The following is a 21516-nucleotide window of genomic DNA, read 5'->3' as shown; positions in this document are numbered from 1 at the left end:
CAATCAAATGTCATCAATCTACAGAACCTGTTGAAGACGGTTAACCAGCTCAGCCAGGCTCCCCGCCTGCATTTTTTCCATCACCCGCGCCCGATGAACCTCAACCGTACGCACGGCAATATTCATGGCGTCAGCAATTTCCCGATTCATTAACCCTTTTGCTACCAGTTGTGCCAACTCTCGCTCCTTTGGCGTAAGCTGCTGATAGCAGACCACGATCTTTTGTCGCGAGAAGGCGGCCTGAGAAACCTGCAATGCATGCTCTAATGCCGCCTGCAGCGGCGCGGCGGACACCGGCTTTTGCAAAAAATCGACCGCACCACGTTTCATTTGTTCAACCGCCATCGGCACATCGCCATGCCCGGTGAGAAAGACGACCGCCAGCGTGCTCTTTCGCTGACGCATTGCTTCATGCACCGCGTGTCCATCGAGTACCGGCATCCGCATATCCAGCAGAAGTTCGCCCACCTGGTGCAGATTTGCCCTGGCAAGGAATGTTTCGCCTTGCTCCCAGCAACTCACCTCATATCCCAGACTTTCCAGTAAAAACGCACAGGCCTGGGTTACAGCGATGTCGTCATCCAGCAGATGAATGATTGCCACGACGGCCCTCCTCCTGGTTTTGCTTAAAATGTAATGTCACTACTGCACCTGCTTTTTCATCGGGAGCTGGATGATTTTTGATATCAATGTCTCCGTTTGCGAAGCGTACCAACCGCTGGCAAATCACCAGGCCGAGTCCCATGCCCTCTTTACGCGTGGTCATAAACGGCTGAAAAGCCTGGTACAACTGAGCCTCGTCAATGCCTCCGGCATTATCCTGCAGCTGAATACTCACACCGCCATCCTGACGCAAGGCGCTAAACCACACTGTGGTAGCCCCGGCCTGGGCGGCATTGAGTACCAGATTGGCCAGCACCTGTTCGAGAAGAACGCTCGGCAACGTTAGCGTTAACGCCTTGCTAACTCGCGTTTGCAGCGCTATCGCCGGGAATTGCTGAGGCATGCGCAATAATTGCCAGACGTGATGGATTGCATCGTGAACGTTGACGGCTTGCCAGTCATCGGTCATCACCGGATTACCCTGTGCCTGACTGACCCACTGACGAAGATTGCGCAGCGTATCAGCGCCCCGCTGCGCCTGAGTATCAATGTGTTCTAGCGCGGGTAACAATGGGTGTTGTTCATCCTGACCGCGCAGGCGAATCAGACAACCTTGCGCATAATGGCGGATAGCCGACAGCGGCTGGTTTAGCTCATGGGCAAAGCCGGAAGTCATCTCTCCTAACACGCTCATTTGGCGAGCCGTTTCCAACGCCTGCTCCTGTTTGCGCAACAGTACGTTGTTTCGTTCCAGTTGCCTGCCGCGTCGGCGAACCAACAACATCACCCAGATGTAGTTGAGCGTGAGCAACAACAGCACGATGGCCGCCGCTCCCATCGCCAGCCGATGTTGAATAAACCAGCTTTTGACATCAAGCCACAGCTGCCGCTGCTGCGGATGCTGGCGGACATCGCGCAGCAACGCTTCCACCTCGCGGGTCGAGGCGGGCGCTCCCCAGCGAAATGTCGCGTCCTGCGGCGCATTAAACAGGGCCCGCGTGACGCGATCGGCCAGCTCGTCGCTTACCGCGGGCAGCGCCGCAAATGACCAGTCAGGATAGAGCGGCGTGCTGGTTAAACAGGGAATCGACGTCGGATAGTTAAGCACGGTCATAAAATCTGTTTTACGAACCAGCCCTTCTTCATCCATTTTTTCCAGCAGGCATACCGGCACAATCACCGCCTGCACGGCTTTTTCGCGTAATAAATAGAGTAACGCGTCAGCGGGAAATCCAGTAAATGTCAGGCGCAAATCACGCTCCGGGCGCAGGCCTGCATCGCTAAGTGCTTTATATCCTAATAAATAGCCGCCAAATGCCTGCGCATCAATGGCGCCAACGGTTTTGCCGATCAGATCGTGTGGAGAGGTTATCCCGCTGTCGCGTCTGACAAGGATCGCGCTGCCAATTACGTTACTGGCGGCTTTCCCGCCGCGGGTAGAGCGCAGCGAAGCCAGCCAGCGCAGCGCCGAACGGCTGTTTAGCTGAACAAACTGCGCCGGATTAGTGACTACAAATTGTACTGCTCCGCGATTCACCGCCTCCTGCATCTGGTGCAGATCCAGCGGTTGAATGTGAAACTGTTCGCCGGGGATTTGCTGATTTAACATAGTCTCCAGCGGCTGCCAGTGATTACGTGTGGAGACGTCCCCACGCATTGCCAAAATACCAATGTTCCATGTCTGCGCCCTGACTACACCGCTCAGCATCCACAGCGACGCCAGCAGCGTCAGACATTTTACTACGTTGCGTCCCACTCAATTATCCCTGTCTTATATGTTGTTTTAGATCAACAACTAGCCGGGTATGTGGTTAACCACAATAGAGTACTCCCCGTCACGATTTTTACACTGTAAATCATCGAGATTCTTTATTCATCACACGCAATCAACGGCGTGACCAATGTTTCGTTGTTGCATCGTGACGGGAGAAAATATGGACAGCAGTAAACGGCAGTTTCTCCAGCAACTTGGCGTCCTGACCGCTGGCGCATCGCTGGTACCTTTGGCTCAGGCGCAATTTCCCTTTTCGCCTGAACGCCATGAAGGCTCACTTCAGCATCGCTACGCCATGCTGGTTGACCTGCGACGCTGTATTGGCTGCCAGGCCTGTACCGTCAGTTGCGCTATTGAAAACCAGACGCCGCAAGGCGAGTTTCGTACCCTCGTCAATCAGTATCAGGTGCAAATTGAAGGCCAGCTGAGCGTCACTAACGTTCTGCTGCCGCGTCTGTGCAATCATTGTGATAATCCCCCCTGCGTTCCCGTTTGCCCAGTACAGGCCACCTTCCAACGCGAAGATGGCATTGTGGTGGTCGACAACACGCGGTGTGTGGGGTGCGCCTACTGCGTTCAGGCCTGTCCTTATGATGCGCGGTTCATCAACCATGAAACGCAAACCGCCGATAAATGCACTTTTTGTGTTCATCGCCTGGAAGCTGGCCTGCTCCCGGCCTGCGTGGAATCCTGCGTCGGCGGCGCACGCATTATCGGCGATATCAAAGATCCGCACAGCCGAATTTCGCAAATGCTGCATGAACACCATGACGCCATCAAAGTCCTGAAACCGGAAAACGGGACTTCACCCCACGTGTTCTATCTGGGCCTGGATGAAGCGTTTGTCACCCCGTTGATGGGACGCGCTCAACCCGCTCTCTGGCAGGAGGTTTAAATGAACCATTCACTAATTATCGACGAGGTTCTGGCCCATCCCCAGGACGTAAGCTGGTTACCCTGGGCCGTACAATATTTCTTTTTCATCGGCATTGCTGCCTGCGCCGCGCTGTTCGCCTGTGTGCTTCATTGGCGCAAACAAGAGACGCCGGAACTGGAAAACATGACGCTGCTAATCGCCCTGACCTGCGCAATTACTGCGCCGCTAGCGCTGACAGCTGACTTACACCAAACTGCCCGCGTCTGGCATTTTTATGCTTTTCCGACGCCGTGGTCGTGGATGCCGTGGGGCGCGCTGTTTTTACCGCTATTTACTGGCTTCCTGGGTCTGTGGTTTCTGGCGCAGCACGTTAAACGGCTCACACTTAAAAGTTACAGTGTCACAAAATGGTTAACATTGGGTAGCGCACTTTCGGCCATCGGACTGCTGATTTATACCGGACGCGAAGTGTCGGTAGTTCAGGCGCGCCCCGTCTGGTTCAGCTACGCCTTTCCGGTTGCGATGTTTCTCAGCGCCTTGCAAACATTTCTCGCCCTACTCATCTCAGTATCTAAAAGCGAGGGAACATTAGCGCGCAAACTGGCGTGGGGACAGATAGTCACCCTGGTAGCACTGGCTTTAGTTGTAGTGGCGTGGGCAAGCGGTAATACGCTTTCCGGTTCGGCTATCCGCCAATGGCTGGATGTGGCCTCTTCGGCACAACACTACGCCATCGGCTGGGTTGTGCTCTGGCTTATTTCGCTTGTTCTTTGCACGCTGGTGCTACGTAACCCCTTATCGCTGCCGCTGCGCATAGTACTCGCGTTAAGCGCAATGGCACTGTGCTGGCTGATGCGCTGGACATTACTCATTCAGGTACAGACCGTACCGAAACTTAACGCGCAGTTTAATCCTTACACCTTGCCCAGCGGTACCGATGGTTGGCTAGCCATTGTGGGTACCTTCGGCCTGTGGATTGCGCTGATCATTATTGTTCGTGAAGCCCTGAACGCGATCGCAAGGAGAATGCAACATGGCTAATTTAACCCGTCGTCAGTGGCTTAAAGTGGGCCTTGCCGTAGGTGGTATGGTGACTTTTGGCCTGAGTTATCGGGACGTGGCAAAGCGCGCGATAGACGGTTTACTGGACGGAACCTCGGGCAAAATTACCCGTGACCGCATTTTTGGTAACGCCCTCATCCCTGAAGCTAATGCCCAGCCGCGCTGGCAGCAGAACCCACAGCAGGTTATCTCCATGACGCAGTGCTTCGGCTGCTGGACGCAGTGTGGCGTGCGGGTTCGCGTTGACAGTGAACAAGGTAAGGTACTTCGCATTGCGGGCAATCCGTATCATCCGTTGTCTCAGGAGCATCATATTGACTCCGCCGTCCCCTTTGCCACTGCAATGGAACAGCTGGCGGGCGAATCGGGTCTGGACGCGCGTTCCACTGCCTGCGCCCGTGGCGCCACCTTACTTGAAGGACTATACAGCCCGCTGCGCATTCTGGAGCCAATGAAACGCGTCGGCAAACGCGGTGAAGGAAAATGGCAACGCATTAGTTTTGAACAATTGATCAAAGAGGTAGTGGAAGGTGGCGATTTGTTTGGTGAAGGTCACGTTGATGGCTTGCGCGCAATCCATAACACCAACACACCGCTTGATGCCGGACATCCCGGATTTGGCCCAAAATCCAATCAACTGCTGGTAACCAATACCAGCGATGAAGGTCGTGATTCATTTTTACGCCGCTTCGCACTGAACAGTTTTGGCAGTAAAAACTTCGGTGCCCATGGCGCATACTGCGGTCTGGCTTATCGGGCAGGTTCCGGCGCGCTAATGGGCGATCTGGATAAAAACACCCACGTGAAGCCCGACTGGGACAACGTCGAATTTGCGCTGTTTATGGGTACGTCTCCGGCGCAATCCGGCAACCCGTTTAAGCGCCAGGCTCGCCAACTGGCCAGTGCCCGTTTACGTAACGACTTCCGGTATGTAGTGGTGGCACCAGCCCTGCCATTAACCACCGTACTGGCTGACGATCGCGGCCACTGGCAGCCCGTACGCCCAGGAAGTGACTCCGCGCTGGCGATGGGGATGATCTGTTGGATTATCGATAAACAACGTTATAACGCCGATTACCTCGCCATACCCGGCGTGCAGGCCATGCAGCAGGCAGGAGAAAAAAGTTGGACCAATGCGACGCATCTGGTGATTACCAATGAGCTTCCAACCCTTGCCGGACAGCATTTAACCCTCGCGCACCTGAGCGCAGATGCCGCCCAGGTGCCGGTAGTCATTAACGAAGCTGGCGAAATTGTCGCAGCCAGCAGTTGTGCGCGCGCGCAGCTATTCGTCACCCGCGACGTCACGCTGGCAGACGGACAGACGGTGACCGTAAAAAGCAGCCTTCAATGTCTGAAAGAGTCCGCAGGGAAACTGTCGCTGGCACAATACAGCCAGCAGTGCGGCGTATCTGAAGCAGACATTGGCGCACTGGCCGACGCGTTTACCCGCCATGGCCGTAAAGCGGCAGTGATCACGCATGGTGGAATGATGGCAGGCAATGGATTCTATAATGCCTGGTCAGTGATGATGCTCAATGCGCTGATTGGCAACCTCAGTCTTGAAGGCGGCGTGTTTGTCGGCGGCGGCAAGTTTAATGGCGCCACCGACGGCCCACGCTACAACATGGACAGCTTCGCCGGGAAGGTTAAACCCAAAGGGTTAAGCATCGCGCGCAGTAAAACGGCTTATGAGTCTTCCGAAGAGTACCGTAATAAGGTGGCTGCCGGACAGTCGCCCTTCCCGGCCAAAGCCCCGTGGTATCCGTTTGTTGCCGGTCAGCTCACTGAACTCCTCGTCTCAGCGTTGGAAGGTTACCCTTATCCGCTAAAAGCCTGGATCTCTAATATGACCAATCCGTTCTACGGCATTGCAGGGTTGCGCGCCGTGGCGGAAGAAAAGCTTAAAGATCCTGCGCGTTTGCCGCTGTTTATCGCCATTGACGCTTTTATGAACGAAACCACGGCGCTGGCAGATTACATCGTGCCAGATACCCACAACTTTGAAAGCTGGGGATTCAGTGCGCCGTGGGCGGGTGTCGCCAGCAAAGCGACCACAGCGCGTTGGCCTGTCGTCAGAGCCGCAACCAGCACTACCGCAGATGGTCAACCGGCCTCGATGGAAGCTTTTTGTATCGCCGTTGCGAAACGTATCGGACTACCCGGATTTGGCGACAACGCAATTACCGATCCGCAGGGCAATCACTATCCGTTGAATCGTGCGGAAGATTACTACCTGCGACTCGCCGCCAATATTGCGTTTATGGGCAAAGCGCCTGTGGCAGAGGCACGGGAAGATGACATCGCGCTGACCGGGGTGCAACGAATCTTGCCTGTAATGACTCAAACGTTAAAAACCGATGAGGTAAGCCGCGTGGCGTTTATCTATTCGCGCGGTGGCCGTTTTGCGCCGGATAACAGTGGTCGGGTCGATAACCGTGTCGGCAATGCGTGGGAAAAACCGCTGCAAATATGGAATGCGGACGTCGCCGCGCACCGCCATGCGATTACCGGCGAGCGTTACAGCGGCTGCCCCGCCTGGTATCCTTCGCGCCTGTCAGATGGACGTGCGGTCGAGGAATTGTTCCCGGAACAAGAGTGGCCGCTGAAACTGATTTCCTTTAAATCCAATACTATGTCCAGCGCCACGGCGGTGATCCCGCGCCTGCATCATCTGAAACCGGTTAATCTGGTGGCGCTCAATCCGCAGGATGGTGAGCGGTATGGTTTAGCACATGGCGATAGGGTGCGGATCACTACGCCTGGCGGGCAGGCGCAGGCGCAGATAAGCCTGCTGCATGGCGTCATGCCGGGCGTGATCGCCATTGAACACGGTTACGGGCATAAAGAGATGGGCGCAGCTCAGCATACGCTCGACGGCAAGCCAATGGCATTTGATGCACAAATAAAGTCAGGAATTAATCTCAATGATTTGGGCTTTGCGGATCCTACCCGACAGGTTGCCAATACCTGGCTTGACTGGGTGTCGGGAGCCGCAGTGCGCCAGGGATTGCCAGCGAGAATTGAGCGTATAAATCGTTAATCATGTTAATAAAAGCATTGAAAAAAAATTATAACGCATTCATAAAACAAATTTAATTAAATTAATTATTGAAAGCCTGAATTATTAAAAAAAAGATTCAGGCTTTTTTATTTTTTATGTTACAGGAATCACATAATTGATATAAAAATTAGTTTTTTATTGTTCTTTTAACCGATGAGTAAGTTTCTGAAATGTATTTCTATCAAAGCAACAGAGAAATTTGTCAGTACATAAGCGAACATGAATTATGGGTTTTAGGTCGGGTCACTGGGATATTTTTAAAAATATTTAGAGAGCATATTGGTCTTGCACAGTATGATGATATTAAAAAAGCACTGAGATTGTCTTCGTCGTCTATTGTTCATAAATGGAATCAGACCGGGATTAACGATATTGAAGGTTACGCAACTTATATAGAAAAATCAGCAAAACTGGTAAAGATAATGAAAACATTCAATAAATTTGGCATTGCCCTGTCAGCATTGAATGGTGCTAATTCTATTTATGATGCCTGTACAATTGGTAGAGATTGTGAAAAAACGGCTTACACTGAAATTGGCAAGTTTTCAGGGGGTTTGCTAGTTCCAGCTATGTTTAATGCTTCAATCAAATCTGGTACGACCGCTATATGTTCAGTAGTATTGACTGTATTAAGTGCTCCAGAAGGAGGTATTGGAGGTATTGTTTGCGGGATCGTTGTACAGGCAGCGGCAGCATTTGGCGTAAGCAAAGCAGGAGAAAAGATAGGTGAAACGTCCGGAGAGGTAATATACAATACGAAAAAATAAAATATGGGAAAAGCAAGAGTTATTATTTATCTATAGGATAAAGAGAGAAAATGATTAGTAAATCATTAATTACTTTAAGTTTAATAGGTATAGTATTTTTAGGAGGTATGATTATATACTTTCTAATGTTTATAGCCAATAGAAATTTTTATACTATATGTGATTTATATAAAAATAAATTTGGGAACTTACCATTAAGCACAGAGTTATTTTACACCTCATCACCATTTTTTTTTGGCAGGATATAATATGAAAATGAGTTTCATATTATATCCTATACTATATAATAAAAAGTCAAAATATAGCGAAAATATTAATGATGTGGAGTTTATACGTTCGCTTCCTAAAAAACTCACAAGAATATATGTAATAAATTATTATTTTAGCATCATTATCTCCTGTTTTTTTTGTATGCTTGCGGCAATATTATATGTAATAAAATAAATGTTTTATCATGCTGGTGATAATGGTTACATTAATAAATAAAGGGACTCCATCAGAGTCCCTTTATAGTTTTCATTTCAACACCCCATATATCTGATCACCTATCCAGCCATATGGTTAACCGGATCGATTGACGTCAACGTTCAGGTCCATCCTGTATGACCGTATGTTTCTGAACTGGCTAATACACCGAACGTTAACGTCATCAATATGTTACCGTTCATTCGCCACTCGGCAAAAAGCGGATCAGTTATTAACCGGGATCACCGCGCCTTTATATTTGGTACGGATCCAGTCCTGGATTTCTTTGGAGTGCAGGACATCGACCAATGCGACGATATCCTTCTTCTTCTCGTCGCCACGATGCACGGTAATGATGTTGGCGTACGGGTTGTTTTCACCGCTTTCAACGGCAATCGGATCTTTCACTGGATCCAGCCCGGCGTCGATGGCGTAGTTAGCGTTAATCACCACCGCATCGCCTTCATCATTGTTATACATCTGCGGCAACAGCGCGGCTTCCACGTTAGGCAGGAACTTCAGTTTTTTTGGGTTCTCAACAATGTCGCTAATGCGCGCGGTCACTTTATCTACGCCTGGCTTCAGCTTAATCACCCCCTCTTTTTCGAAAATCGACAGAATACGGCCTTCCTCAGATACCGCATCGCGCATGATGACCTTGCCACCTTCCGGCAGATCTTTAAGCGATTTCACTTTTTTCGAATAGATACCAATCGGCTCAATGTGGATCGCCCCAGCGCTGACGAAATCATAAGTATTATCGCCAGCATGATCTTTTATCACGCTGTTAAGGTACGGAATATGCTGGAAGTAGTTAGCGTCAATCTCACGGCCAGCCAGCGCGGTGTTCGGCAGAATGTAATCCTGGAACGGTTTGATCTCCAGATCGATCCCCTGCTTCGCCAGTATAGGTTTAGCCTGCTCAAGGATCTCTGCATGCGGCACGTTGGACGCGCCAACGGTCAGCGTATCTGCCCACGAGGCAAAGCTCAGGGCGCTTAAGGTTGCTGCGGCAAGTAACGTCAGTGATTTTTTCATGATAATGGTTTCCGTATTTTATTAGCGTTTATCTAACAGAGAGGTGATCACATCGCCGCAAAGCTGGATGATGAAAACAATGAGCAAAATCGTCACTGTCGCCACCAGCGTGACGTCGCTGTGGTTGCGCTGGAATCCTTCCAGATAGGCCAAATTCCCTAAACCACCGGCGCCAATCACCCCCGCCATCGCGCTGTAGCTAACCAGTGCAATCAGCGTTACGGTGATGCCGGACACCAAGGCAGGAGAGGATTCTGGCAGTAAAACCCGAAAAATAAGTGTGCTCAGACGTGCGCCCATCGAACGCGTCGCTTCAATCACGCCTTTATCGACTTCACGCAGGGCAATTTCGACCAGCCGCGCATAAAACGGTGCAGCCCCTACGATCAGCGCAGGCAGCGCGGCATTGGCGCCGAGAATGGTGCCAACCATTACTTTGGTAAACGGGATCAGTAGCACGATCAAAATGATGAATGGGATCGAGCGAAAGATATTCACCACCAGCGAAATACCGCTATACACCGCGCGATTGTGAAACAGTCCACCGCGTGCGGTCAGGAATAACGCCAGCCCAAGTGCGATTCCCAGAATAAAGGTCGCTGCGCCTGAAAGGGCAGTCATGTAGAGCGTTTCCTGGGTTGCCGCCAGCAGTTGGTCCCACTTTAGATGAGGAAAAAGTTCTTCAGCCATGTTGAATCACCTCGCCTTCAATGTCGCTCTGGCGCAGGTCGGCCAAAATATTGTTCAATTGTTCTTCTGAGGCCACCACGTGCACCCAGAGCTGACCAAACACACCGTGCGCGGTTTGCGTCATCTTGCCGTGTAAAATGTTAAACGGCAGGCCATAGCGTAGGGTCAATTCGCCAACCACTGGCCGATGTGTACGTTGCCCGGTAAACGTAAGCTTGATCACCACGCCGCCAAGTTCGCTGGCCAACTGCGGGTTGAATTCGTCTTCCTCACCGTATTGACTCACCTGACGAACGAACTGTCGGGTGATCGCCTGTTGCGGATGAGTAAAAACGCTGAGCACGTCGCCTTCTTCAACGACTTTGCCATTTTCCATGACCGCCACGCGATCGCAGATCTTGCGTACTACGTGCATTTCATGGGTGATCAGCACGATGGTTAATTTGAAGCGACGGTTAATATCGAGCAGTAAATCGAGAATCTGATCGGTGGTTTGCGGATCCAGCGCCGAGGTGGCTTCGTCACACAGCAATACGTCAGGATTATTCGCCAGCGCGCGGGCAATCCCTACCCGTTGTTTTTGTCCACCGCTTAGCTGGGACGGATACGCATTTTCGCGACCGCTCAGCCCAACCAGCGCAATCAGTTCGGCAACCCGCGATTTGATAGACGCTTTCGACGCGCCAGCAATTTGCATAGAGAAAGCAATATTCTCGCTAACGGTCCGCGACCACAGCAAATTGAAGTGCTGAAACACCATGCTGATTTTCAGTCTCGCCTGACGTAACGATTCCCCACGGGCGGCAGAGATATCGTGACCGTTAATTGTTACGCTGCCTGAGGTTGGTTTTTCCAACCCATTGAGCAAGCGAATTAAGGTGCTTTTCCCCGCCCCGCTGTAACCAATAATTCCGTAAATCTGTCCCTGTTCAACCGTCAGGTTGACGTTATCGACAGCGGTAATGGCAAGCCTGCCTGGCGTAAACACTTTCGAAATATTTTTCAGGACAATCATGTCGTTTGGGTATCCGCTGCTGCTTAGTGTTCTTCTGCTAGCGCTTTTAGCTGTTTAGCAGTATGGATGTCCAAACGAGTGTAATCAGCAAGGTTGGCTTTTAAAATGAATTAAAATGAATTTGATATAACATTTAGAAATATGTCGATATGGTTGGCGTCATGTGCATATAACACAGGCACCGGGATGACGTTTTCAGCGTGTTGCGCAACAAACCACAGTGGCAAACAACTTCTTTATCCATACATCTGAACAAATTAATGAATATTTTCTGTAAAACTGCACAGAAGTGTTTTGAAACGCTGTTTCCATTTTCCTTTTTGATATTTTTCAGCGTATAATGCGCGCCAATTGTCTCTTGAATGGTTTCAGCACATTGACCTGTAAAACTCAACGACTACAAAACTCACCATCCCGTTGGGCTGAAACGCAAGCACACATTCCTCTGCACGCTCTTTCGATGTCACCTATCCTTAGAGCGAGGCATCACAACTTTCGTAACTCAGGTTTAGCTTCCCGTCCGTGCGCGGCGGGAGCCAGATTTCCATATCCTTCTCAACTTAAAGACTAAGACTGTCATGAAAAAGACGAAAATTGTTTGCACCATCGGTCCGAAAACCGAATCCGAAGAGATGTTAACCAAAATGCTGGACGCGGGCATGAACGTCATGCGTCTGAACTTCTCCCACGGTGATTACGCAGAACACGGTCAGCGCATCAAGAATTTGCGCAACGTCATGAGCAAAACCGGTAAGAAAGCCGCAATCCTGCTCGACACCAAAGGTCCGGAAATCCGTACCATCAAACTGGAAGGCGGTAACGACGTTTCCCTGAAAGCGGGCCAGACCTTCACCTTCACCACCGACAAATCTGTCGTAGGCAACAACGAAATCGTTGCTGTTACCTATGAAGGCTTCACGAAAGATCTGTCCGTCGGCAACACCGTTCTGGTTGACGATGGTTTGATCGGCATGGAAGTTACCGCTATCGAAGGTAACAAAGTTATCTGTAAAGTGCTGAATAACGGCGACCTGGGCGAAAACAAAGGCGTTAACCTGCCAGGCGTTTCCATCGCGCTGCCAGCACTGGCTGAAAAAGACAAACAAGACCTGATCTTCGGTTGCGAACAAGGCGTTGACTTCGTTGCGGCTTCCTTTATCCGTAAACGTTCTGACGTCGTTGAAATCCGTGAGCACCTGAAAGCGCACGGCGGCGAAAACATCCAGATCATCTCCAAAATCGAAAACCAGGAAGGCCTGAACAACTTCGACGAAATCCTCGAAGCGTCTGACGGCATCATGGTTGCTCGTGGCGATATGGGCGTTGAGATCCCGGTTGAAGAAGTTATCTTCGCACAGAAGATGATCATCGAAAAATGTATCCGTGCGCGTAAAGTCGTTATCACTGCGACCCAGATGCTGGACTCGATGATCAAAAACCCGCGTCCGACCCGTGCTGAAGCCGGCGACGTTGCTAACGCCATCCTCGACGGTACCGACGCAGTCATGCTGTCTGGTGAGTCTGCAAAAGGTAAATACCCGCTGGAAGCCGTCACCATCATGGCGACCATCTGTGAGCGTACTGACCGCGTGATGACCAGCCGTCTGGACTTCAACAACGACAGCCGCAAATTGCGCATCACCGAAGCCGTTTGCCGTGGCGCGGTTGAAACTGCAGAAAAACTGGATGCTCCACTGATCGTCGTTGCAACCCAGGGCGGTAAATCTGCTCGCGCAGTACGTAAATACTTCCCGGATGCGACCATTCTGGCGCTGACCACCAATGAAACTACCGCGCGTCAACTGGTGCTGAGCAAAGGTGTTGTTGCACAAGTTGTTAAAGAAATCAGCTCTACCGATGATTTCTATCGCCTGGGCAAAGAAGTTGCTCTGGAGAGCGGTCTGGCTCAGAAAGGCGACGTAGTTGTGATGGTTTCCGGTGCGCTGGTTCCGAGCGGAACCACCAACACTGCATCTGTTCACGTGCTGTAATAATTCCACCGCGAATTAATTTGCTTGAAAAGCGCCCTTGCGGCGCTTTTTTTATTTTATCGATAGCCACAATTAATAAAAAATCAAATCGGATTTCACTATCTAATCCGAGATTATCTAAGATGAATCCGATGGAAGCTTTCTGTTTTCACTCGGTTTTTTAGCTGTTTTTGCACAATTCGATGCTTCTTTGAGCGAACGATCAAAAATAAGTGCATTCCCATCAAAAAAATATTCTCAACATAAAAAACTTTGTGTAATACTTGTAACGCTACATGGAGATTAACTCAATCTAGAGGGTATTAATAATGAATCGTACTAAACTGGTACTGGGCGCGGTAATCCTGGGTTCTACTCTGCTGGCAGGTTGCTCCAGCAATGCTAAAATCGATCAGCTGTCTTCTGACGTTCAGACTCTGAACGCTAAAGTTGACCAGCTGAGCAACGACGTGAACGCAATGCGTTCCGACGTTCAGGCTGCTAAAGATGACGCAGCTCGCGCTAACCAGCGTCTGGACAACGCAGCTACTAAATACCGCAAGTAATAGTATCTGTGTAATAAAAATGGCGCACATTGTGCGCCATTTTTTTGCTCTGAATTTCCTTTCCCTGCTATTGCGTTGCGTGCACCTCTGCATCCCCTCCTGGTACGCCATTACGCGCAGACTTCACTTCCGCACCCTTGCTAACTACCGAGACTTGTCCGGCTGTCACTGTGACAGGATAGCCCGCGCGGCGATACAACGCTCGTTCCACCAGGCTGTTATCCACGGCTTTGTCGTCTTTAAATGAGGTAAAACCGGCGGGTAGTACATAGGGCATAGTCTGGACGTTTTGTTCCTCTTCCGGCGACAACGGTCGATGCACTTCGACATAGCGCATGCCGTTCGGCTCAACCGAATATTTAATCGGTTCATTAATCACTCTGACCGGCGTTCCAGTGCGGACCTGAGCAAACAATGCTTTGATGTCCGGTGCATTCATGCGAATACAACCGGAACTCACACGCAAGCCCACGCTATCCGGCGCGCTGGTGCCATGGATCAGGTATTCACCGTTTCCATGCGCCAGACGCAGTGCAAAGCGCCCTAACGGGTTATTTGGCCCAGCGGGTACAACTGGCGGTAGAGTTATGCCTCGCTCCAGAGAGCGTTTACGGATGCCTGGTGTAGGAGTCCAGGTGGGATTTGGGATTTTCTGCCCAACCCGGGTTTCCATAACCGGCGTTTCCAGTCCTTGTAAACCAATCCCAATCGGGAAGACCTGAACAATATTCTCACCCGGCGGGAAGTAATACAGACGCAGTTCCGCAAGATTCACAATAATGCCTTCGCGTGGCGCATCTGGCAGCAATAATTGCGAGGGAATGGTAATCAGCGTTCCGGGTTTTGGGACGGGGGCAATAGTATTATTGGCTTCAAGGATCAGCATTGCGGCAGTATCAAACTTACGGGCAATCGCCTGTAGATTTTTATCGCCTTCCTGCACGGTGTAGGTTTGGTTTTGCCCAACAAGACGGCTGTTCGCCTGTGGCAAAGGATAATCGACCGCCCATGCGGCCTGAATAGCACTGTAAGCGCCGATTAGCATTAACGTAATAACAGACGCGCGTTTCATACTCACTCACCCCCCTGGCGTTCATGCCGGATGGCGGCAAGCGCCCGATCCGGCCTACGAGTCACTGCGTTGCCCAACACGAGATTGTTCAGGTCGCTCTGAAAAATGACGTGTCTTATCAGTTTAGCTAAGAGTTACGGCTTTGGCGCGAATTGCCCGAATCATCGCTTCGAGCCCTTGTGACCGAGACGGTGTGAGATGCTGTGCGAGCGCCATTTTTTCAAACCACGGACGCACATCAAAATTCACAATATCCTGGGCCATCATGCGGTCATACAAAATGAATACCACCGCAATAAGCCCTTTCACAATAGCCGCATCGCTGTCGCCCTGAAATTCAATAATTCCTTCGGCATTCTGACGCATAACAATCCATACCTGGCTTTGACATCCCTGGATGCTATTTTCCACATTACGATCGTCGTCGCTTAATTGTGGCAGACGTTGACCCAGTTCAATAATGTACAGGTATTTCTCTTCCCAATTAGCGCAACGCGTAAAATTACGCAACAACTTTTCTTTATCCGGTAGCGCAGCCATAACGCCTCCCTGTTAGCCCAGTAAGTGATGAATACGCTTGAGACCTGTTACCAGGCGATCCACTTCTTCATGGGTGTTGTACATGGCAATCGACGCCCGGCACATCGCGGGAACGTTATAAAAGGCCATCAGCGGCAATGCGCAGTGATGCCCCGTTCGTACAGCAATGCCATAGTTATCGAGAAAACTCCCGACGTCATAAGCATGATGCTTGCCGAGGTTAAACGCAATCACGCCCAGACGGTTATCCGGTCCGTAGATCGTTAAATCCGGCACATCCCCCAGCTGTTCAAGCGCATAGCACATCATGAATTGTTCATATTCGCTGATTTCAGCCAGCCCCAGCGCTGAAATATATTCAATAGCCGCGCCGAGCCCAATAATTCCACCCGTATTTGGCGTTCCGGCTTCAAACCGCCAGGGGGCTTTGGCCCATGTCGTTCCATGGCTCAGGCTCACTGTCGCAATCATCGACCCGCCACCTTCCCACGGCGGCATCTCCTGTAGCAGCGACTCTCTGGCATACAGAACGCCAATACCAGTTGGCCCATAGAGCTTGTGACCGGAGAAAACATAGAAGTCGCAATCCAGCGCCTGCACATCCACCTGATGGTGCATAACCGCCTGTGCGCCATCCACCAGTACTTTTGCACCGTATTGATGCGCCAGCGCGATCATCTCACCCAACGGGTTTTCCGTGCCCAGTACGTTAGATACGTGGGTAATCGCCAGCAGTTGCGTGCGATCGTCAAACAGCATCGGCAGCGCTTCCAGTTGCAATGTACCATCGTCATTAAGTGGAATAACGCGCAGTTCAGCCCCGACGCGGGCACACAGCATCTGCCAGGGCACAATGTTGGCATGATGCTCCATTTCACTGATGATGATGTTATCACCCGCCCGCACATTGCTGTTGCCCCAGCTGTTTGCTACCAGGTTGATCCCTTCCGTGGTACCGCGAACAAACACCAGCTCCTCCGCTGAGCGGGCGTTAATAAACAGCGAGGCGAGCTTGCGCACATTCTCCATTTTTTCCGTGGCCTGAGCACTCAACGTATGGATACCACGGTGGACCGCCGCATAGCCGTGACGGTAAAACTCGGCTTCAGCATCAATCACCTGGTTAGGTTTTTGCGCGCTGGCGGCGCTGTCCAGATACGCCAACGGTAAACCATTCACTTCACGCGTCAGGATTGGAAAATCGGCCCGCACTTTTTCAATGGGAAATGTCATGCTACGCCTCCCGGCAAGCGTTGGGCGATCCTTGCCAATACCTGTTGCTTCAGCGTTTCCTCGTCCAGGGCTTCCGTTAGCTCAGCGGCAAACGCATAGAGAATCATTTGTTGGGCATCCTGCTGGCCGATCCCACGCGAACGCAGATAGAACATCTGCTCGTCGTCGATCCGCCCTACCGTCGCCCCGTGGCTGCATTTCACGTCGTCGGCATAGATTTCAAGTTGTGGTTTGGTATCCACCTCAGCCAGTTTACCGAGCAGCAAATTATTGTTGGTCATCTGACCATCAGTTTTAATAGCGTGCTGAGCAACGTTAATAAGGCCATTGAATACCGCCCGCCCCTTATCGCTGACAATCGTTTTATGCAACTGGCGGCTGTTGCAATATCCCTTGTTATGCTCAAGCCAGGTGCGGGTGTCGCAGACTTCATTTTTCACCGGCATCGCCAGGCTGTTGAGCCGAAGCGTCGTGTTTTCGCCGTTAAGCTGAGTGCTGGTGTTATGGCGCAGCACCGCATCACCGAGTAAAAAGCTGTGGCTGGTGGCCGTGGCATCCGCCCCCAATTGAATGTCATTATGTGCGAAGTGGTGGCTTTGCGGATTCTCAAACGCCAGTTTGATATGGCGCAAGTGCGCATTCGCCGCGACATTAATGGTTAAGCGTGCGCCAGTGAAATGACGAAGCTCGCTAAGGCTGACATAGTGTTCAATGACGGTTGCTTTAGCCCCTTCCGCCAGTTCCAGATGGTGGCGATAGTGCGCCGTATTCACCTGATCGCTCGCCAGCCCCTGGGTAATGTGCAACAACAACAGCGGTTTCTTCGGCCGCTGGTTTCGCTTCACCTTAATGTACGTGACGCTACGCGACAGGCTTTCGGTCAGGTGCAGAAAGACTTCCGGTTGGATGGCGGCCGGTAGCGTCTGGCGTACATCATCAACGGTAATATCAAAACCACTACCTTCTGCGCTGTCGCTCAGCGTTGGAGAGAATTGCCCGTCGACAAATACCAGTCGTATGGCCTCAATAGCCGGTACTAACGCTTCACACTGGGCTGACGATATCTCAGTGACATGGCTGACAAACTGGCTGTGGATTAATCCCTCCAGCGGCGTGTATTTCCAGTCCTCATGCTTACGCGTTGGCAGCCCCAGTCGCAGCATCTGTTGCAGGTGCTGCTGGGCATGTTGCGAGCGAGTCTCACCTTGCGTCGCAAACAGATGGTGCCACTGTTGCAACACGTTACTGCTGTTCGCTAAGCCAGCCATAACCTTGCTCCTCCAGTTGTTTGACCAGTGTGAAATCACCGGATTTCACAATTCGCCCCTGGTAGAGAACGTGAACATAATCGGGTTTGATATAGTCCAGGATACGCTGATAATGGGTGACGATAATGAATGAACGTTGCCCATCACGCAGCGAGTTCACGCCGTCGGCGACGATTTTCAGCGCGTCGATATCCAGCCCGGAGTCTGACTCATCCAGAATGCACAACTGAGGCTCCAGTACCGCCATTTGCAAAATGTCATTACGCTTTTTCTCACCGCCGGAGAAACCGACGTTGACCGAACGCGTGAGCAAATCTTCCGGCATCTTCAGCAACGCAATTTTTTCTTCCATCAGATCCTGGAAGTCAAACCTGTCCAGTGACTCTTCGCCACGGTAGGTGCGCACCGCATTCAGTGCCGTTTGCAGGAAAAACTGATTACTTACGCCGGGGATTTCTACTGGATACTGAAATGCCATAAAGATGCCTTCACCGGCCCGCTCTTCCGGTGACAGTTCCAGTAAATCTTTACCGTTGAACTCTACCGTCCCGCCGGTGACTTCATAGTCTTCACGTCCGGCGAGCGTGGCGGAAAGCGTACTTTTCCCGGAACCGTTTGGCCCCATAATGGCGTGCACTTCTCCGGGGCGAATGTCAAGACTCAGCCCACGCAGGATCGTCTTATCTTCCACACTGACCTGTAAATCTTTGATGCTTAACATGTGCTTTCCTTAAATTTTAACCGACGCTGTGTTCAAGACTTATGGCGAGAAGTTTTTGCGCTTCCACGGCAAATTCCAGCGGCAGTTCAGAGAACACGTCTTTACAGAAACCATTCACGATCATCGAAATGGCATCCTCTTCGCTGATACCGCGCTGCAGGCAGTAAAATAGCTGGTCTTCACCAATGCGCGACGTCGTGGCTTCGTGTTCAAGCTGGGCGCTGTTGTTACGACACTCCACATACGGGAAGGTGTGCGCCCCACAATCCGCGCCGATCAGCATCGAGTCGCATTGGGTATAGTTGCGGGCATTGGTGGCGGTTGGCATGATTTTCACTAAACCGCGATAGCTGTTCTGACTGTGTCCGGCGGAGATACCTTTCGAGATGATGGTTGATTTGGTGTTCTTGCCAATGTGGATCATCTTGGTGCCAGTATCGGCCTGCTGATGACCACTGGTCAGGGCCACGGAGTAGAATTCGCCGATAGAGTTATCCCCACGCAGAATGCAGCTTGGGTATTTCCAGGTAATGGCCGAACCGGTTTCTGACTGCGTCCACGACATTTTGCTGTTTTCGCCTTCGCACAGCGCCCGCTTGGTAACGAAGTTCAAAATGCCGCCGGTGTTACCATCCCCAGGGAACCAGTTTTGTACCGTCGAGTATTTCACTTCGGCATCTTTGTGGATGATGACCTCCACTACCGCAGCATGCAGCTGATAGCTGTCGCGCACAGGGGCCGAACAGCCTTCGATATAGCTGACGTAGCTTCCCTCATCCGCAACCAGAATGGTGCGTTCAAACTGCCCGGTTTTTTCCGCATTGATACGGAAATAGGTCGACAGTTCCATTGGGCAACGCACACCTTTCGGCACATAAATAAACGTACCGTCGGAGGCCACTGCCGCATTCAGCGCGGCAAAGAAATTGTCATTACCCGGAACAACCGTGCCCAGATACTGTTTTACCAGCTCCGGGTGGTCGTGAATCGCCTCACCGAACGAACAGAAAATAATGCCCTGTTCCGCCAGTTTGTCGCGATAGGTGGTCGCCACCGACACCGAGTCAAAAATGGCATCAACCGCCACCTCTTTGCCTTCGCGGACCGGCACGCCAAGCTGTTCAAAGGCGTCCTCGACCTCTTTACTTAAAAATGCATTTACGCCCGTTTGCTGCACCGCTCCCGGTTCAGACACACAGGTTTCATCGCAGTTGCCGCAGGACGGCGCAGAGTAATAGCTGTAATCCTGATAATTCAGTTTGTCATAGTGCGCTTTTAGCCAGTGCGGTTCTTCCATGGTCAACCATGCCTGAAAGGCATTAAGGCGGAATTCCAGCATCCAGTCGGGTTCATTACGTTTTGCCGAAATTGCGCGCACGACCTCTTCGCTGATCCCTTTCGCCAGCTCGTCGGTTTGCAGTTGGGTGAAGAACCCCTCTTTGTAATTAAGGTGCCCGTCAGCCCAGGTGTTGACATCGTCAGTTGCTTCAGTATTACGAGACATAGTACCGCCTATACCCCAAAACTTTCGCCACAGCCGCATTCGTTCTGGGCTTTCGGGTTATGAAATTTAAATAACTGATTTAATCCTTCGCGAACAAAATCGACTTCTGTGCCGTCGATGAACGGCATCGCCTGTAACGGCACATACAGTCTGGCACCATCCATTTCAAACAGGAGATCGTCTTTTTGAGTCTCACGGACGGTATCCAGCACGTAGCCGAATCCTGCACATCCCGTTTGCTTCACGCCCAAGCGAACGCCCAACATGCCGGGTTGCTTTGCCATCAGTTCGCGGATGTGCGCCGCAGCCGCTGGCGTTAACCTCAGTCCACGCCATGCAAAATCTTCCGGGTTAAATGTTCCTGAATGCAATTCCATAGGGTTACCTCGAGTCACTAGCTTTTAAGCTATAACAATATGTTAGTGATAATGATTATCACTTCAACCCCTCAACAGCAGGGGCATTCGGGTTAATCGCCCTTTTTGGTTACTTTTAATAAGCATAGACCCTGCAGCGCGGGTTATCAGAGATGGATTATTTTGTTCAATGCTTTGATTAATAATGGATTATGAAAATCCAATCGTTCAGGCAGGTCAAAGATCAAAAGATGTATAGATAATGTCTATTTAAGAGATAGGTTTTGAAAATTTAATGAAATCATGTGATTATTATATAGTCAGTAACTTAGTCTTTTCTCGTGATAGATAAGTACAGACTATTTAACGCCCCAAATTGAGCCCTCAGCGCGATTTTGCCCCCCAAATCCTAAAATGGAGGTTATGCGAGGCGTGTTCCCAATTTTAAACGTCATAATTTACAAGCCAGTTTGATTTTAACAGTAAACATTACGTAAATAAGATTAACTTTGGGATTTGCAGGACTAATTGCTAATTCAATATATTGCCATACGCTTTAATTATCAATTCGATAATTAATATTGGCATTACATATGTTGATTAATTAAATCTCACTATAAAATACAATTTCGAATTAAGTGCCGGAGTATTATTATTTTATGATTCATTCTATTACTAAGGGGAAATTATGTCATGGAATAAACATGATGCGGTCTCGTATACGCGAAGTCACGCGCATCAAAAAAGCCAGGGTTATTGCGCTCGAGCAGTAGCTGCAGCAATTCGCGCTGGCGGCGTCAAAAATTGAAGGTACTAACGCCAACAGTTTTGCAAGGTCACTAGAAAAAGCAGGATTCAGCAAATCATACGGCACCCCAATAGAGGGCGATATAGCGGTTATTGATGCTTTACCAGGTCCAAACCAGTATGG

19 protein-coding genes and 1 pseudogene are annotated in these 21516 nt (G+C 50.7%); 7 read left to right on the top strand and 13 right to left on the bottom strand.

What is annotated here, in order from left to right; translation table 11 throughout:
- Nucleotides 1–18: 18 nt before the first annotated feature.
- Nucleotides 19–603: a tetrathionate respiration response regulator TtrR gene (gene ttrR / locus On2M_RS14360; protein ID WP_210905016.1), complete on the bottom strand. Its 585-nt coding sequence runs from the start codon at nt 601–603 to the stop codon at nt 19–21.
- Nucleotides 578–2311 (bottom strand): tetrathionate respiration histidine kinase TtrS, encoded by a 1734-nt coding sequence (ttrS, locus tag On2M_RS14355; RefSeq protein ID WP_210905249.1) that lies wholly within the window; start codon nt 2309–2311, stop codon nt 578–580. The genes ttrR and ttrS overlap by 26 nt, the downstream gene beginning before the upstream one ends.
- Nucleotides 2312–2537: 226 nt before the next feature.
- On the opposite strand from ttrS, the gene ttrB reads away from it, so the two are divergent.
- The 4 genes from ttrB to On2M_RS14335 all read left to right on the top strand — a co-directional run bounded on the left by ttrB (nt 2538) and on the right by On2M_RS14335 (nt 8147).
- Nucleotides 2538–3272: a tetrathionate reductase subunit TtrB gene (gene ttrB / locus On2M_RS14350; protein WP_222840911.1), complete on the top strand. Its 735-nt coding sequence runs from the start codon at nt 2538–2540 to the stop codon at nt 3270–3272.
- Entirely contained in the window at nt 3273–4295 is a 1023-nt protein-coding gene (ttrC, locus tag On2M_RS14345; RefSeq protein WP_210905015.1) for a tetrathionate reductase subunit TtrC, read from the top strand.
- Nucleotides 4288–7359 carry a tetrathionate reductase subunit TtrA gene (ttrA, locus tag On2M_RS14340; RefSeq protein WP_210905014.1) on the top strand — a complete coding sequence of 1024 codons (3072 nt, stop codon included), beginning with the start codon at nt 4288–4290 and terminating at the stop codon, nt 7357–7359. The genes ttrC and ttrA overlap by 8 nt, the downstream gene beginning before the upstream one ends.
- Nucleotides 7360–7550: 191 nt before the next feature.
- Complete coding sequence (locus On2M_RS14335; protein ID WP_210905013.1) at nt 7551–8147, top strand: hypothetical protein; 597 nt, start codon at nt 7551–7553, stop codon at nt 8145–8147.
- 516 nt (nt 8148–8663) lie between these two features.
- Here the strand turns inward: On2M_RS14335 and On2M_RS24440 are convergent.
- From On2M_RS24440 to On2M_RS14320, 4 genes and pseudogenes are all read right to left on the bottom strand, one after another.
- A pseudogene (locus On2M_RS24440) lies at nt 8664–8821 on the bottom strand (penicillin binding protein PBP4B); the annotation flags it as partial.
- A 16-nt stretch (nt 8822–8837) separates the two neighbouring features.
- Entirely contained in the window at nt 8838–9650 is an 813-nt protein-coding gene (locus On2M_RS14330; protein ID WP_187252528.1) for a MetQ/NlpA family ABC transporter substrate-binding protein, read from the bottom strand.
- A gap of 21 nt (nt 9651–9671) precedes the next feature.
- The gene (locus tag On2M_RS14325; RefSeq protein ID WP_151219043.1) at nt 9672–10340 is read right to left on the bottom strand and encodes a methionine ABC transporter permease; all 669 of its coding nucleotides are present in this window, start codon (nt 10338–10340) and stop codon (nt 9672–9674) included.
- Nucleotides 10333–11355: an ATP-binding cassette domain-containing protein gene (locus On2M_RS14320; protein WP_151219042.1), complete on the bottom strand. Its 1023-nt coding sequence runs from the start codon at nt 11353–11355 to the stop codon at nt 10333–10335. Before On2M_RS14320 ends, On2M_RS14325 begins: the two co-directional genes overlap by 8 nt.
- A gap of 376 nt (nt 11356–11731) precedes the next feature.
- On the opposite strand from On2M_RS14320, the gene On2M_RS24245 reads away from it, so the two are divergent.
- The 3 genes from On2M_RS24245 (at nt 11732) to lpp (ending at nt 13891) form a co-directional block, all read left to right on the top strand.
- On the top strand, nt 11732–11926 hold the full coding sequence (locus On2M_RS24245; protein WP_242637968.1) for a hypothetical protein: 195 nt from the start codon (nt 11732–11734) through the stop codon (nt 11924–11926).
- Nucleotides 11927–11933: 7 nt separating this feature from the next.
- Nucleotides 11934–13346 (top strand): pyruvate kinase PykF, encoded by a 1413-nt coding sequence (gene pykF, locus On2M_RS14315; protein WP_003029366.1) that lies wholly within the window; start codon nt 11934–11936, stop codon nt 13344–13346.
- Between the two features lie 308 nt (nt 13347–13654).
- A complete protein-coding gene (lpp, locus tag On2M_RS14310) occupies nt 13655–13891 on the top strand; it encodes a murein lipoprotein Lpp (protein ID WP_003029373.1) in 237 nt (78 codons plus the stop codon).
- Nucleotides 13892–13958: 67 nt separating this feature from the next.
- Here lpp and On2M_RS14305 read toward each other — a convergent pair whose 3' ends face one another.
- The 7 genes from On2M_RS14305 to sufA all read right to left on the bottom strand — a co-directional run bounded on the left by On2M_RS14305 (nt 13959) and on the right by sufA (nt 20606).
- Nucleotides 13959–14963 (bottom strand): L,D-transpeptidase family protein, encoded by a 1005-nt coding sequence (locus tag On2M_RS14305; protein ID WP_187253017.1) that lies wholly within the window; start codon nt 14961–14963, stop codon nt 13959–13961.
- Nucleotides 14964–15086: 123 nt separating this feature from the next.
- Nucleotides 15087–15503, bottom strand: coding sequence for a cysteine desulfuration protein SufE (gene sufE / locus On2M_RS14300; RefSeq protein WP_151219041.1), 417 nt, complete (start codon nt 15501–15503; stop codon nt 15087–15089).
- A 12-nt stretch (nt 15504–15515) separates the two neighbouring features.
- Nucleotides 15516–16736, bottom strand: coding sequence for a cysteine desulfurase SufS (gene sufS, locus On2M_RS14295; protein ID WP_210905012.1), 1221 nt, complete (start codon nt 16734–16736; stop codon nt 15516–15518).
- Complete coding sequence (gene sufD, locus On2M_RS14290; RefSeq protein WP_210905011.1) at nt 16733–18004, bottom strand: Fe-S cluster assembly protein SufD; 1272 nt, start codon at nt 18002–18004, stop codon at nt 16733–16735. The genes sufS and sufD overlap by 4 nt, the downstream gene beginning before the upstream one ends.
- On the bottom strand, nt 17979–18725 hold the full coding sequence (gene sufC, locus On2M_RS14285) for a Fe-S cluster assembly ATPase SufC (RefSeq protein ID WP_151225388.1): 747 nt from the start codon (nt 18723–18725) through the stop codon (nt 17979–17981). Before sufC ends, sufD begins: the two co-directional genes overlap by 26 nt.
- 16 nt (nt 18726–18741) lie before the next feature.
- Nucleotides 18742–20229, bottom strand: coding sequence for a Fe-S cluster assembly protein SufB (sufB, locus tag On2M_RS14280; RefSeq protein ID WP_210905010.1), 1488 nt, complete (start codon nt 20227–20229; stop codon nt 18742–18744).
- Between the two features lie 8 nt (nt 20230–20237).
- Nucleotides 20238–20606 carry a Fe-S cluster assembly scaffold SufA gene (gene sufA, locus On2M_RS14275; protein WP_151219036.1) on the bottom strand — a complete coding sequence of 123 codons (369 nt, stop codon included), beginning with the start codon at nt 20604–20606 and terminating at the stop codon, nt 20238–20240.
- Between the last annotated feature and the right edge of the window lie 910 nt (nt 20607–21516).

It is taken from the genome of Citrobacter sp. On2M, from assembly GCF_018035235.1.
Classification (GTDB): Bacteria; Pseudomonadota; Gammaproteobacteria; order Enterobacterales; family Enterobacteriaceae; genus Citrobacter; species Citrobacter meridianamericanus.
The sequence above is the reverse complement of the archived record's forward strand: the minus strand, read 5'-3'. Positions and strand labels throughout refer to the sequence as shown.